This window comes from Herbaspirillum sp. 1130 (assembly GCF_017833835.1).
Taxonomy (GTDB): domain Bacteria; phylum Pseudomonadota; class Gammaproteobacteria; order Burkholderiales; family Burkholderiaceae_D; genus Herbaspirillum; species Herbaspirillum huttiense.
Genome location: NZ_JAFICQ010000005.1, coordinates 184,781 through 198,493, shown reverse-complemented (window position 1 = coordinate 198,493; position 13,713 = coordinate 184,781). Strand labels below are relative to the sequence as shown.

Below are 13,713 nucleotides of genomic sequence, written 5' to 3'. Positions count from 1 at the left end.
GCCGCGCTTATGACAGGATTTTTTCCGCAATGCCCGCCCCCAGCGGTGCCAGCAAGGCCTGCAATTCCTCTTCGCCAAACTTGATGGTGGCGGTGTCATCGCGCCCCAGCATGCCCTCGGCCAGCGCCGACTTGCGCGTCTGCAGTTCGAGCAGGCGTTCTTCGATACTCCCCTCGATGACCAGCTTGTAGACGAATACCTGGCGCGTCTGCCCCAGCCGGTGCGCGCGGGCAATGGCCTGCTCTTCCACGGCCGGGTTCCACCAGGGATCGGCCAGCACCACGGTATCGGCAGCCGTCAGGTTCAGGCCAACCCCACCCACCTTCAGGCTCACCAGCATCAGCGGCACTTCACCTTGCTGGAAGCGGGCGATCACACCGCTGCGGGCGGCTGGTTCGGTGTCGCCGGTCAGCATCAGGCAGGGCAGTTGCAACGCCTGCAGTTCCGCTTCGATCAGGGTCAACATGCTGGTGAATTGCGAGAACAGCAGGATGCGCCGCCCCTCCTCCACCAGCGCGGGCAAGGTATCGCGCAGCCACTCGATCTTGGCGCGCTCCAGTCCACGCGGCATGCGGCCCTGCTTCAGCAGGTAGGGATCGCAGCAGACCTGGCGCAACTTGAGCAGCGCATCCATTACCGACACCTGGCTGCGGCCCAGGCCGCGCCGCTCCAGCGCGCGGCGGACCTGCTTGTCGGCGGCGATGCGCACGCTCTCGTAGAGCTCGCGCTGGCGGCCCTGCAGTTGCAGGCGTTCGATGATCTCGATGCGGGCCGGCAGCTCCTGCAGCACATCCTCTTTGCGCCGACGCAGGATGAAGGGGCGCACGCGCTGGGCCAGCAGGCGCGCACGGACGGTCTCGCCCTGCTGCTCGATGGGCTTGCGCCAGAGCCGTGCGAAGCTGCGCGCATCCCCCAGGAAGCCCGGCATGAGGAAATGGAACTGGCTCCACAATTCGCCGAGATGGTTTTCCAGCGGCGTGCCGGTCATGCAAAGCCGATGACGTGCGTGCAGGCGGCGCGCGGCAGCGGTGCTGCGGGCAGCGGCATTCTTGATGGTCTGCGCCTCGTCCAGCACCAGCAGGTGAAAGCGCAGCGACAGCAGCAGGTCGAGATCGCGCCACAGCAGCGGATAGGTGGTCAGCACCAGGTCGGCCTGTCCCTGCGCAATGGCGCTGACATGGCGCGCGCGGTCCTCGCCATGCAGCACCTGCACGCGCAGGGCCGGGGCGATGCGCTGCGCTTCCTGCTGCCAGTTGAACAGCAGCGAGGTCGGCACCACCACCAGCGCGGGCAGGTCGAGCCGGCCGGCCTGTCGTTCGATGAGCAGATGGGCCAGCACCTGCGCCGTCTTGCCCAGGCCCATGTCGTCAGCCAGGATGCCGGCCAGGCCATGCTGGCGCAGGTACTGCATCCAGGCCACACCCTGCAGCTGGTAACCGCGCAAGGTCAGGCCCAATCCTGCCGGGGGTGCCACCGGTTGAACGCTGCCGGCGGCACGCAGCCGCTGTGCCAGTTGCAGCACGCCGGCAGCGCCGCTCATGTGCCACGGCGCACCGCCTTCCAGCAGCTGGAGATCGGCCTGCAGGCTGTGCAGGCGATGGGCATCCCAGGGCGAGAGCTGCAGCGGTCCGTCCTTGCGCTTGAGGTCCACCAGCAGATCCAGCAAGGACAGCACCACCGCCTTGAGCGGACCGGCCATGGCATCGATGCGGCGGCCGCCCGGTGCACGCAGCGAGATCACGGCATGCGGATCCATGCGCTCCACCTGTTGCGCATCGGCCCAGCGCGGGTCGCGCCGCAACAGGTCGGCCACCATCGGTGCCACATCCAGGGTCTGGCCATCGACCTCGATGCCCATAGCCAGCAGCCAGCGGCCACTGGGGTCGAGGCCGTCGAAGATCTCGCTGGAGAAGGCGCGCGGCTGCAGGGGCGCGGCCACCTCGCGCGCGCTGAGCTCACCGGTCTCGCTGCTGACGATGAAGCGCCACGCCGTGACCGGCACACTCTCATGCGCAAACCCCGGCCGCACGCGCAAGGTCCAGCCCTGCTGCTGCAGACGCGGGGCCTGGTCGGCCCAGAAGTCGCCGAAGGCGTCTTCCAGCATCAGGGTCCAGAGCGGACCGGCGTCATGCAGGGGATTCTCGGCACGCCATTGCAAGGCATCCTCACGCAAGGGCAGCAGGCCCATCTCGCGAATGCTCTCCAGTGCGGCGGCCTCGGCGGCGTGGTTGCGCGTGACGTGTGCCGGTGTGTAACCGGCTTCGTCATCGGCGTGACCCACAGGGGCCGGCATGCTCCAGCGCTGCGCACCGTCGCCATAGACCCAGTCGATCTGCGCCACCGTCACCATGCCACCACGCGGCCCGAACAGCCCGTGCGCGCGCATGCCCAGCAAGCCCTCACCACGGGTGAGTGTCTGCAGGGTCAGGCGGGGGTGGAATGCACTGGAGGAATGCGAAGCAGGCATGCGGCCGATGAAAAACGGGGAAGCGGCCATTGTAGGGCGCTTCAGGCCGGGTGTGCAGGAACGCGGGGAAACTGGCTGGGGTCATGCGCATGCGCTCAGCGCATGCCAGCGATGGGAGGCTTACTTCGCCGGCGGCGTGATGCAGAAGTCCAGCATGCCGAACGGCGTGCGGCCTTCACCGGTAGCCCATACCCACACGGCCCAGCACAGCAGGCCGCACACCAGCAGCAGGGCCAGCAGGATGTGCAGTCCGGATGCCTTGCGCAGGAAGCCTTCAACGCGGTCAAACAGGGCAGTCATGGGAATAGATGCAGAAATGGAATAACTCGGAGTACCCCATTGTAGCGAAGCCCCCGGACCGATGAAATGGGACAAATTGCCGCAGTGTCAGGCTGGCAATATCCTTGCGGGGCCGCTTGGCCGGGGCTCTGTTACCCTAGCGCATTCTTCTCAACGCGTTCGCCACCATGACCACTGCCCTGCTCATCATCGACGTCCAGCAAGCCCTGTGCACCGGCCCTGAAGCCGTCGACAACGGCGACACCACAATCGCCAACATCAACCTGCTCTCGGCCCATGCACGTGCGGCAGGCGCACCGGTGATCTTCGTGCAGCACGAAGATAGCGGCAGCTTGCAGCACGACAGTGCCGGATGGCAACTTGCGGACGGTCTGCATCATCAGGCCGATGACCTCTACCTGCGCAAGCGCGGATCAGATGCGTTCCACCAGACGTCACTGGAATCGCAGCTGCGCGAACGTGGCGTGACACGATTGGTGATCTGCGGCATGCAGACCGAGTTCTGCGTGGAATCCACCGTGCGTCGCGCACTGGCGCTGGGCTTTCCGGTAACGCTGGCGGCAGGGGCACACACCACCGCACCGAACGGTGTGCTACCGGTGGATCAGGTGGTGGCCCATCATCAGGCCACGCTGGCCAATCTGGGGGCGTATGGCGTGCGCACCACCATCGCGGCAGCCGCCGATATCGCTTTCTGAGGCAGGCCCTCAGAAGCGCTGCGGACTGAACGGTGCCAGATCGATTTCCGGCACCTCCCCCGCCAGCAACTGCGCGGCGATGCGTCCGGTGCGTGCCGAGCAACCCAGGCCGATGTGGCCGTGGCCATAGGCGTGGATGATGTCGGCACTGGCGCTGGCCGGTCCGATGCAGGGCATGCCGTCGGGCGTGCTGGGGCGGCGGCCCAGCCAGTATTTCACGTCCTCCGCCGGCAGCGTGCGCGGCAGGCCGGGGAAGAGTTTCAGGGCGATGTCGCGCATGATCTCGCCGCGCCGCCAGTCCGGTGCCGCCTCGAAGGAGGCGAACTCGACCTGGCCGGCAATGCGCAAGCCGGTTTCCATCTGCGTGGCGATGACCTTGAATTCGGACACCATCATCGGCGTACGCGCTCGCGCCTCCTGGTCGTGCCCGCCAATGACGGCGTGATAGCCGCGCTCGCTCTCCAGCTGCACCTGATCGCCAGCGGCAGCCGCCAGCGCCTTTGAGCGTGCACCGGCGCAGATGACGGCGGCATCGCAGGCGATCTCGCCCTGTTCGGTCAGCACGGCCTTCAAGCGTCCCTGCTCCACGCGGAAACCCGTGGCCCGGCCCTCGACGCGGCTTGCACCGCGTGCCAGGGCATGCGCCTGCAAGGCCTGCAGATACGCCGCAGGATTGCGGCAATGACCGGCCTCGTCGACCTGGACCGCAAAGCCGAAGGCCGGATCCAGATCCGGTTCGCGTTCACGCAGTGCCGCGCCTTCCACCTCCTGCCACTGGATGCCCAGCTCGCGACGCACACCCCAGCCGAACGCATCATTGTCGAAATGCTGGCGCGAACGGTAGACATGCAGCACCCCCGAGGTATCGATCAGGTGCGCCACACCGGCGCGCTGCGCCACCTCCAGATGCAGGCGGCGGGCATCGGCCACCAGCGTGCGCAAGGCGCGTGCGGTGGTGCGGATGCGATCACGGCGCGCGCTGGCAAGGTTGCGCAGCAGCCAGGGCGTCAGGCGCGGCAGGTAGCGCCAGCGGATCGACAGGGGACCGAGCGGATCCATCAGATAGCCGGGGACTTTCTTCCACATCCCCGGCTCCACCGGCGGGATCACCGAATGCGAGGAGAGCCAGCCGGCATTGCCATAGCTGGACGCCTCCTCGCTGCCGGCCGGATTGAAATCCAGCAGGGTCACCTGCAAGCCCTGGTCCAGCGCGTGGATGGCAGTCATGAGACCGACGGCACCGGTGCCGATGATCACGGCATGGCGGGGAAAGACAATGGCGGAAGAAGTGGACATGGCGGGATGTGCGATGCAAAGCAGCATGATACGAGAACCGCGCGCGTCCGTCAGGATCGCGCATGGCGCGTCCTGCGGCTTCGCTCGGCTCCATCAGGGATCACGCTTCTCCAACGCGATCAGGGAGTCTGGTTGTAGGTCACCGTGCGCGGCAGATAAGGCTGGCCATTGATGCGCCGCCGCTGATGGAAATTGCCGCTGCCGAACTGCTCGCTGAGGATGTCGTGGCGCGCGTCGTAGTAGCGTGACTGCACGCCCAGCAGGCCCATGATGGTGTGCTCCAGCTGGTCGGTCTGGTAAGGCCGGTATTCGAGCCGGGCTTTGTCCTCCGGGCTCTTGCCGGTGAAGGAGCGGGTCCATGCCAGCATCGGAATTTCATAGCCGGTGGCGTCGCTCACCGACTGGCCGGCGTGATTGCGCGTGTGGCCCACCTCCTGCGCGTGGTCGGAACTGAAGAGCAGGCTGGCATGGTCCTGCGGTGCCGCGTTCATGGTTAGCTTCAGCATGCTGCCGACCACGTAGTCGTTGTAGGCCATGGCGTTGTCGTACTCATTGCGCAGCTGGCGTATCCACGCCGAGCGGTCGGCGTCCTCCAGCTTTTCGGTCACGCCATCGCGCACGGTATCGAAACGTGCGTACTGGCTGGGGTAGCGCATGTCATAGGTAGGATGCGCGCCCAGCAGGTGCACCACGATCAGCTTCTTCGGGGACGGGTCGTGCAAGGCAGTGTCCAGCGCCGGCAGCAGGTTGCCGTCGAAATTGTTTTCGCCGCGCCCGGCCCCCTTGTTGATGAACACCTGCTCGTCGGCACGGCGCGAGACCAGGCCCAGCCAGCCATCGTTGGGCGGCTGGTTGGACAGCCAGTGAATCCGGAATCCTGCCTCGCGCGCCAGCATCAGCACGTCCGGCTTGCGGTTCCAGGCCTGCGGATCGTTGAGGTCGGCCGGCGTGAGCATCTTCATCAGCGAGGCCATGGTGGCGGGTTCCGACGAGACCACGTCGCGGAACACGATGAGCTCCTTGCGCATCGCTTCCAGCGTCGGCGAGGTATGGCGCTCATAGCCATACAACGACATGTTGGCGCGATTGAGACTCTCGCCGATGATCCACACCACGGTGTTGCGCTCCGGTCCGGCATAGCGCACCTGCCAGTCGGAGCGATGCGCCATGTTGCGCGCCACATCCGCCTCCATGGTGGCGGCCTGGGCCAGTTGCTCGCGATAGTCGAGATAACGGATGGGCCAGAACAGCAGCGGATTTTCCTTGGCCATGGTGGGATTGAAATGCAGGGCCACGAACACCGCCAGCAAGCAGCCGACGGCGGCCCGCCCGCGCCAGCGCCAGGGCGCGGCGGGCTGCCCCTGCTCGCGCCGGCGCAGCCAGCGCTCGCCCAGCCACAGTCCGGTCCACGCCAGCAACAGCAGGCCCAGCGCCTCGGCCAGGTCGCGGCCATTGTGGCGGAAGAACTCGCTGCTCTCGGCCGGGTTGGTATTGAAGATGGCTTGCAGCACCAGGATGGGATTGGGGCGCAGGCCGAAATAGTCGCGCAGGAAACCCTTGATGGCAGCATCCAGGAAGAATACGCCGATGATCACCAGCGTCGCGCGCGAGAACCAGCGTGGCCGTTCGCGCATCCGCGGCAAGACCAGAAACACGCCGGCGATGCCGGGCAAGGCGGTGGCCATGAGCACGCTGCTCTTGGCCAGTTCGTTGGCGCTGATGCGATCCAGTACCCAGAAGAAAACCAGGCCGATGAGGCCCAAACCAAGTCGCTTGACCAGTTTTTCCAATGCTGTCTTTCCGCCGCCCCGCCCGGCAAAATTTTGTTCTGAAGAAATATTGTCCGGGGCGCCGCTTCCCTGGCGGCTTGTCTCCGGCGGCGCGGACGCTTTGTCCGGCCTGCGCGATAGGACAAGCTCGGCGATAATTTGTTTCCGCGCGGCGGGCCAAGTATGGCACCGTGCAGGAAAATGACCAACAATACCGACTCCCCGGGCCCCTGCTTCTGAAAGGAACACCATGCGACTCTTCTCTCACGCCATCCTGGCCGCCCTCATCGGCCTGTCGGCCAGCCTTGCAGTCTCCGCCCCGGCGGCAGCCCAGGGCGTCTATGACGAATGGTCGACGGTGAAGGCACCGGCCGCGCCGGCACTGTCGCACGTAGTCATCGACCCGGCCACCACCGCCGTGCTGGTGCTCGACATCGCGCGCCAGACCTGTCATCCGGACAGCCGACCGCGCTGCGTGGCGATGTTGCCGCGCGTGGCCAGGCTGCTGGCCATGGCACGCGAGAAGAAGGTCCCTGTGATCCATACCCTGGGCGGCAACAGCACGCCGGCCGACATCTGGCCCGAAGCGGCCATGCAGGGCGGTGAGCCGCTGTTCAAGTCGGGCCCGGACAAGTTCATCAATACCGAGCTGGAAAAGTTGCTGCGCGAGAAAGGCATCAAGACCGTGATCTGCATCGGTGCGGCGGCCCACGGCGCGGTGCTGCATACGGCGGCCAGCGCAGCCTTCCGTGGTTTTGACGTGGTGGTGCCGGTGGACCTGATGGCCTCCGACACGGCCTATGCCGAGCAATACACGGCATGGCACCTGGTCAATGCGCCGCGTCTCGGTGAGCGCGTCAAACTGACGCAGCTGAGCTGGATCGAGTGAAGCGGAGGTGACATCATCCGCTGCGCAACAAGTGCAGCGAATGCATCAATGCGGGGATCTGATGCAGGCCATGCATCAATCCCCGGAGGGATTATCTGCTTTCCTGTGCGCGTGGCACGGGCTCAGGCGAACTGGAACAGTTGCGCCGCCGTCTCGCCGGTGATGCAACGGCGATCGGCCTCGTCACTCACCAGACTTTCAAAACGCCGCCAGCTGTCGGCATAGCTGGTCATGCTCTCATGCTGGGTGTGCGGCCAGTCGCTGCCCCACAGCAGGCGATCCGGTCCGAAGTGCTGGCGCAGCAGCGGCCAGGCCTGGCCAGCGAAACGGGCACCGCCCTCGCTGCCGCCGTTGCGATACTGCGCCGACAATTTCACCCACACCTGGCGCGAAGGGCCGGTGGAGAGCAGGTAGCGGAAACCCGGGTCATCCACGCCCAGTGCCGCGTCGCCCCGCCCGAAGTGATCGACCACGACCTTCAATCCCAGTGCCAGCAAGGGTTCCAGCACCCGTGGCAAATCTGCGGCCTCGCGATGAATCTCTACCTGCCAGCCCAGTGCCGCAATGCGCGTGAGCGTGTCGCGCCACGCGCCGCCGAAATCCGGCAGCGGCGCGCCACCCACCAGGTTGAAGCGCACGCCGACCACGCCGCCCTGCTGCAAGGCCTGCAATTGCGCGTCGTCGATATCGGCATCGACCATGGCGATGCCGCGCAGGCGCTGCGGAGCGCGAGCGATGGCCTGCAACAGGTAGCCGTTGTCGCTGCCCAGGAAGCTCGGTTGCACCAGCACGCCATGACTCATGCCATGCGCATCCAGCTGCGCCAGGTACTCCTCGACGGTCACGTCGTAAGCCGGCGTGTAACGGCGCACGTCGGCCATCGGCAGGCCACGCGCAAAAACGTGCGCGTGGGTATCGATGCGCAATGCGGGCGCGGTCACGGTGGCGGTCTTGCTCATGCGCCGGTTTCCATCTGGCGTCCCTTGGTCTCGGGCAGCATCAGCACGGCGATCACCACCAGCGAATAGGCGATGGCGGCATCGATGCCGATGGCCTGGCCCAGCGGCATGGAGTCGCTCATGTGCCCGACCAGCACCGGGAAGCCGGCCGAGGCCACGCGTCCGAAGTTGTAGCAGAAGCCCACGCCGGTGCCGCGAATGCCGCTCGGATACAGCTCATTGAAGAGCGCGCCGAGACTGGCCGGGATGCCGGCCGCGAAGAAGCCCAGCGGGAAGCCGCAGATCAGCATCTGGGTATCGGTCAGCGGCAGGAAGATGTAGCACAGCACGGTCGCCACGCAGCACAGTGCGAACGACGCCACGGTGCGGCGGCGGCCGATGCGGTCCAGCAATTGCGCACTGGCGATGCAGCCACACCAGAAGGCGATGATGATGACGGCCAGATAACCGCCGGTAGACAGGACCGACAGGTGCTTCTCGGTTTTCAGATAAGTCGGCAGCCAGGTCATCAGCGCATAGTAGCCACCGTGTGCGCCCACGCCGAGCAGACTGCCGATGAGGGTCAGGCGCAGCACGTCGGGACGGAAGATGCCCAGCAGCGTACTGGCCGCAGGCTTGCTGATGGCAGCCTTGCGGCCGGCCAGGAAGGCATCGGTCTCGGACACCGAACGGCGCACGTAGACCACCAGCAACGCGGGCAGCAGACCGATGACGAACATCACGCGCCAGGCCATTTCCTGCGGCAGCATCGTGAACAGCACCGAGAACAGCAGCACCGCACCGCCCCAGCCCACGGCCCAGGCGCTCTGCACGGTGCCCATCGCGCGGCCGCGATGTTCGGCGCGGATGGTCTCGGCCATCAGCACCGCACCGGCCGCCCATTCACCACCGAAACCGAAGCCCTGCAGGGCTTTGAGCACCAGCAATTGTGGATAGCTCTGGGCGAAGGCGCTCAGGAAAGTGAAGAAGGAAAACCAGATGATGGTGATCTGCAGGGTCTTGACGCGCCCGTAGCGGTCCGACAGGGCGCCGGCGAACCAGCCGCCGATGGCCGAGGCCACCAGCGTGGCACCGCTGATCATGCCGGCGTCCGCCTTGGAGAGCGAGAAGGCCGCGATCAGCGCGGGGATGGCCAGGCTGAACATCTGCACGTCCAGCGCATCCAGTGCCCACCCGCTGAAGCAGGCCCAGAAAGTCTTGCGTTCCTTGGCAGTGACCTGCCGATACCATGAAAACATTGTCTCTTCCTCTATGCCGAAGGCGCGCTACCTCGGGCTTCCCCGTCCGGCCGCCAGGGCGGTGCCGGAACGTGATGCAAGCACGATGGTGGCGCGTAGCTGATTGATATATTTAGTCGACTACTCATATAGTCATCTATATGAGTTAACGGAAGATAACACAGCCGGGGTGACTCAACAATCCTCCTGAATCCTGATCACTGCGGCGAGCGATGAAACCTTGTGGCGCTCAGGGATGCATCATCGGTGGACAAGGACGGCGTCGCAGTGCCGTCCACCTGCGTGCGGTACGATGCACCCTGTCATTGTGGGCAGGCCCGGCCCCGGGTAGACTGAGCACTTTCTCTTTTGCAAGGCAAGTTTCAGCATGCTTGACCAGACCGCCGCCGATGCGCGCCTGCCGCTCTATCTCCAGTTGCGTGACCAGCTCGCGGCGCAGATCCGCGCCCAGAAATGGCAACCGGGACAAGCCATCCCGTCCGAAGCCGAATTGAGCCAGACCTATCAGGTGGCCGTGGGTACGGTGCGCCGCGCGGTCGAGACGCTGATGAGCGAAGGCCTGGTGGAACGCACGCACGGACGTGGCACCTTCGTGCGCAAGGCGCGTTTCGACAATTCGCTGTTCCGCTTCTTCCGCTTCGAATCGGCCGATGGCCGCCCGCTGCAGCCGACCAGCGTGATCGTCAGCCGCAAGGTCATCGAGGCACCGCGTCAGGTGGCCGAGGCCTTGCACCTGAAGACGCACGCCCGGGTGATCGAACTGCTGCGCCTGCGCAAGGTGGATGGACAACCGGTGCTGGCCGAGAACATCTACCTGTGTGCCCAGCGCTTCAAGGCGCTGGCGGGGAAGGCACCGGAGGATTTCGGCGATCTGCTGTATCCGCTGTATGAGCGCGAATGCGGGCTCATCGTCGCCTCGGCGCGTGAAACACTGACGGTGGAAACGGTGACGGCGGCGCAGGCCAAGCTGCTGGGACTCAAGGAAAAGACGCCGGTAGTGGTGATCGAACGCATCGCCTTCGGCTCGGATGGTGCGCCGCTGGAGTGGCGACAATCGCGTGGGGCGGGGAGCAAGTTCAGGTATAGCGCGGAGATTCGCTGATCTGCTCTTGACGAGGCCGCTGGTACCGTTACCGCCAGGAGGCCTGATCGGCTGGCAATGTGCGCAGCGGATCATGCACGTTCAGTTGATCGGCATGTCCAAGCTTCTCCGTGAAGACCACCAGATTGCAACCGGCGCTGGTAAGGGCCGAGCGAAACAGGATGCCACTGGCACCTGACGTCATGGCTGCATCACCTATCGCCCACGAAGGTGGGTCAGTGGTGTCCTGAAAAAGCAAGCGCCGCCAATCGCAATAGAAACTCCGCCAGATCGGGCTCCACCCCGGGCCGATGCCATCACGGAAATCCACCACCTTCTCCAGCCTCACCTGATAGGCCACGATCACACCCGGCGGCAGCAGTGGAGCCAACTGCTGGTATTCGGCCAGTGCCGTGGCCGTCTCCAGCGAGAGGTACAAAGCCGGCACGCCGGGCCGGTTGAGCCTGCCGCCGAATCGCGCTGCGCCGGCACCTGAGACCGGATCAAACGACCAGCGAGGAACATGGACCCGATAAGCGACCGTCTCAAGACTGGTCAGGATCATCCCGAAAATCCGGCTTCCAGCGAAGAAAGATAACGCACGAGATCATCGGTACGATCTTCCGACACCAGCTGATGCGGCGTACTGCCACCGAAAACCGGGAGCGCGGCCTGTTGAAACCAGGCCAGGGATGCTTCCACATTGCCGAAGAGATCATTGCAGAGCCGAATGACGCGTACGGCTTCATGCAAATGCCTTTGCATGGCGTACGCTTCGCTGCCATGTGACAGCGCCGGGTAGCGGCACGAGGCGATGAGCGCGGCAGCATCGATACGCAGCACTGCAGCAAAGCGCTCTGGCGAAAGCGTTTCTGTATCACTGCCCGCGCGCAGAAAATTCAGGAAGGCGCGGAAATCCTGACCGAAATCCGGGATGGCTTGCGCGCTGCCGTCGTTCATGATGTCGTCATCCGGGCATAAGAAAGGCCCCATTATTGCACCGTCAACGACGACATCGCGGTTCGATTGCATGCCTTTCATATCACCACCTCTTTTGCCAGCAAGGAAAAGGACGATTGTGAATCTGCACGGTGCAGAAACGCCACACGGCATTTGAACTTTTCCGACAATCTCGTTTACTATCGTCGCTCAGCCCATCACTTCCCACACCATGCAACTGAAGCGACCCCTCATTCAGACACGCGCAGCCCTTCCGGCCGCCGGTGTCTGCCTGCGCGGGCTGAACACCAAAAAACGGCATCTCCGCTGACGGGGATGTCACGTCCCGTCCGGCGGATCGCCTGGCGGGACTGGATCGCAACATCACCCTTCTTTCAGACCTCGCCCGGCGCACTGCCGGCGGAACGGCTTTCTTCAACCGTTCTTCACGAGGTACACATGCACACAAGCTTTACCGGAGTCTGGGTCCCCATCGTCACGCCGTTCCTGGCGGGCGACGCGGCCAGCATCGACCACCCTGCCCTGGCACGGCTGGCGCAACATCTGGCCACACAAGGCATCAGCGGGCTGGTCGTCGCGGCCACCACGGGCGAGGGCATCCTGCTGCAGCCAGGTGAACAGGACACCCTGCTGGCGACCCTGCGCGCTGCAGTCCCGCAGCTACCGCTGGTCATGGGGTTGTCGACCGCGTCCACGCACGATGCGGTGGCGCGCGCACGCGTACTGTCGCGACTGCGGCCCGATGGCCTGCTGGTGACGCCACCGCTTTACGTGCGGCCATCCCAGGACGGTATCCGCCGCCATCTGGAAGCGGTCACGGAGAGCGCCGACCTGCCTGTGCTGGTCTACAACATTCCCTATCGCACCGGCTGCCAGGTCGAGCTGGAGACGCTGCAACAACTGGCGCAGGATCCGCGCGTGGTCGGCATCAAGGAATGCGGCGGCAGCCAGGAGCGCATGCAGCGCCTGGTCAACGAGACCTCGCTGCGCATCCTCTCGGGCGACGACGCCCAGAATTTCATGGCGCTGTGCCTGGGCGCGCACGGCGTCATCGCTGCCTCGGCCCACGTGATGCCGCACTGGCACGTGCAGATGCAGGCACTGATCCGCGACAACCAGTGGCACCAGGCAAGGGACATTGCCGACGCGTTGCAGCCGGTCATCCGCGATCTGTTTGCCGAACCCAGCCCGGCACCGCTGAAGGCCCTGCTGCACGCCGATGGCTGGTGCGCACCGGAAGTCCGCCTGCCCTTCGTACCGGTCAGCGCGGGCTTGCATGCGCGTCTGATGACGCAGCGGCAGGCGCTGCTGTCGTCTGCTTTCTGAACCCTGCTTTCAAGGAGAAACACCATGTCATCCGTCCTGCCCCTGCAACTCCACGTCGACGCCCAATACGCCAGCCCCTATGCCATGTCGGTCTTCGTCGCCCTACGCGAAAAGGCCTTGCCCTTCGATCTGCACACCGTCGACCTCGACGCCGCCGCCCATCATGATCCTGCCTATGCCGCGCTGTCCCTGACCGCGCGCGTGCCGACGCTGCAGCAAGGCGAGCTGGCCCTGTCCGAATCCTCGGCCATCACGGAATATCTGGAAGACGTCTTCGACGGCGCCCCGCTCTATCCTTCCACTCCAGCGTTGCGCGCACGCGCACGCCAGGTGCAAGCCTGGCTGCGCAGCGACCTGATGCCCATCCGCGAAGAACGCAATACGCAAGTGCTCTTCTATGCCGCCCGCAAGCCGCCCCTGTCCGCGCAGGCAGAGGCCGCAGCACAGCAGCTGTTCCGTTTCGCGGAAGCCCTGCTGCCGCAGGGAGCAGACCATCTCTTCGGCCAATGGAGCATCGCCGATACCGACCTGGCGCTGATGATCAATCGTCTCGCCCTGCATGGCGATCCTGTACCACCGCGTCTGGCCGCCTATGCCAAGGCGCAATGGCAGCGTTCCACGGTGCAGGAGTGGGTGGCCATGCAGCGCCCGCCGCTGACGGCATGAACGATATCGGGCATCACTGATCCGTGATCCCCAGTGAAAAAAGGGCGGCGTCCCAAGACGCCGC

13 protein-coding genes are annotated in these 13,713 nt (G+C 65.1%); 5 read left to right on the top strand and 8 right to left on the bottom strand.

The window, feature by feature from the left end; translation table 11 throughout:
* Positions 1-7: 7 nt before the first annotated feature.
* Entirely contained in the window at positions 8-2,497 is a 2,490-nt protein-coding gene (locus JOD78_RS22350; RefSeq protein WP_209569500.1) for a DEAD/DEAH box helicase, read from the bottom strand.
* 90 nt (positions 2,498-2,587) lie between these two features.
* On the bottom strand, positions 2,588-2,767 hold the full coding sequence (locus tag JOD78_RS22345; RefSeq protein ID WP_034331740.1) for a hypothetical protein: 180 nt from the start codon (positions 2,765-2,767) through the stop codon (positions 2,588-2,590).
* Positions 2,768-2,934: 167 nt separating this feature from the next.
* Here JOD78_RS22345 and JOD78_RS22340 point away from each other — a divergent pair, with 167 nt between their 5' ends.
* Positions 2,935-3,465: a cysteine hydrolase family protein gene (locus tag JOD78_RS22340; protein ID WP_209569502.1), complete on the top strand. Its 531-nt coding sequence runs from the start codon at positions 2,935-2,937 to the stop codon at positions 3,463-3,465.
* Between the two features lie 9 nt (positions 3,466-3,474).
* Here JOD78_RS22340 and JOD78_RS22335 read toward each other — a convergent pair whose 3' ends face one another.
* Both JOD78_RS22335 and JOD78_RS22330 read right to left on the bottom strand, forming a co-directional pair.
* Positions 3,475-4,761 (bottom strand): FAD-binding oxidoreductase, encoded by a 1,287-nt coding sequence (locus JOD78_RS22335; protein WP_134134148.1) that lies wholly within the window; start codon positions 4,759-4,761, stop codon positions 3,475-3,477.
* A 119-nt stretch (positions 4,762-4,880) separates the two neighbouring features.
* On the bottom strand, positions 4,881-6,551 hold the full coding sequence (locus JOD78_RS22330) for a phosphoethanolamine transferase (RefSeq protein ID WP_209569504.1): 1,671 nt from the start codon (positions 6,549-6,551) through the stop codon (positions 4,881-4,883).
* 229 nt (positions 6,552-6,780) lie between these two features.
* Between JOD78_RS22330 and JOD78_RS22325 the strand changes: the two genes are divergently transcribed.
* Positions 6,781-7,419: an isochorismatase family cysteine hydrolase gene (locus JOD78_RS22325; RefSeq protein ID WP_209569505.1), complete on the top strand. Its 639-nt coding sequence runs from the start codon at positions 6,781-6,783 to the stop codon at positions 7,417-7,419.
* A 122-nt stretch (positions 7,420-7,541) separates the two neighbouring features.
* On the opposite strand, the gene JOD78_RS22320 is transcribed toward JOD78_RS22325, so the two are convergent.
* Positions 7,542-8,378 (bottom strand): amidohydrolase family protein, encoded by an 837-nt coding sequence (locus JOD78_RS22320; RefSeq protein WP_209569506.1) that lies wholly within the window; start codon positions 8,376-8,378, stop codon positions 7,542-7,544.
* The gene (locus JOD78_RS22315) at positions 8,375-9,616 is read right to left on the bottom strand and encodes an MFS transporter (protein WP_209569507.1); all 1,242 of its coding nucleotides are present in this window, start codon (positions 9,614-9,616) and stop codon (positions 8,375-8,377) included. Before JOD78_RS22315 ends, JOD78_RS22320 begins: the two co-directional genes overlap by 4 nt.
* A 367-nt stretch (positions 9,617-9,983) precedes the next feature.
* On the opposite strand from JOD78_RS22315, the gene JOD78_RS22310 reads away from it, so the two are divergent.
* Complete coding sequence (locus JOD78_RS22310; protein WP_034331745.1) at positions 9,984-10,718, top strand: GntR family transcriptional regulator; 735 nt, start codon at positions 9,984-9,986, stop codon at positions 10,716-10,718.
* Positions 10,719-10,746: 28 nt separating this feature from the next.
* On the opposite strand, the gene JOD78_RS22305 is transcribed toward JOD78_RS22310, so the two are convergent.
* Both JOD78_RS22305 and JOD78_RS22300 read right to left on the bottom strand, forming a co-directional pair.
* On the bottom strand, positions 10,747-11,262 hold the full coding sequence (locus tag JOD78_RS22305) for an RES domain-containing protein (RefSeq protein ID WP_204726811.1): 516 nt from the start codon (positions 11,260-11,262) through the stop codon (positions 10,747-10,749).
* A complete protein-coding gene (locus JOD78_RS22300; protein WP_209569508.1) occupies positions 11,259-11,738 on the bottom strand; it encodes a DUF2384 domain-containing protein in 480 nt (159 codons plus the stop codon). Before JOD78_RS22300 ends, JOD78_RS22305 begins: the two co-directional genes overlap by 4 nt.
* 357 nt (positions 11,739-12,095) lie before the next feature.
* Between JOD78_RS22300 and dapA the strand changes: the two genes are divergently transcribed.
* Positions 12,096-12,983, top strand: a complete 888-nt coding sequence (gene dapA / locus JOD78_RS22295; protein ID WP_134134153.1) for a 4-hydroxy-tetrahydrodipicolinate synthase — start codon at positions 12,096-12,098, stop codon at positions 12,981-12,983.
* Positions 12,984-13,007: 24 nt separating this feature from the next.
* Positions 13,008-13,649 (top strand): glutathione transferase, encoded by a 642-nt coding sequence (gene yfcF / locus JOD78_RS22290; RefSeq protein WP_209569509.1) that lies wholly within the window; start codon positions 13,008-13,010, stop codon positions 13,647-13,649.
* The last annotated feature ends 64 nt before the right edge of the window (positions 13,650-13,713 follow it).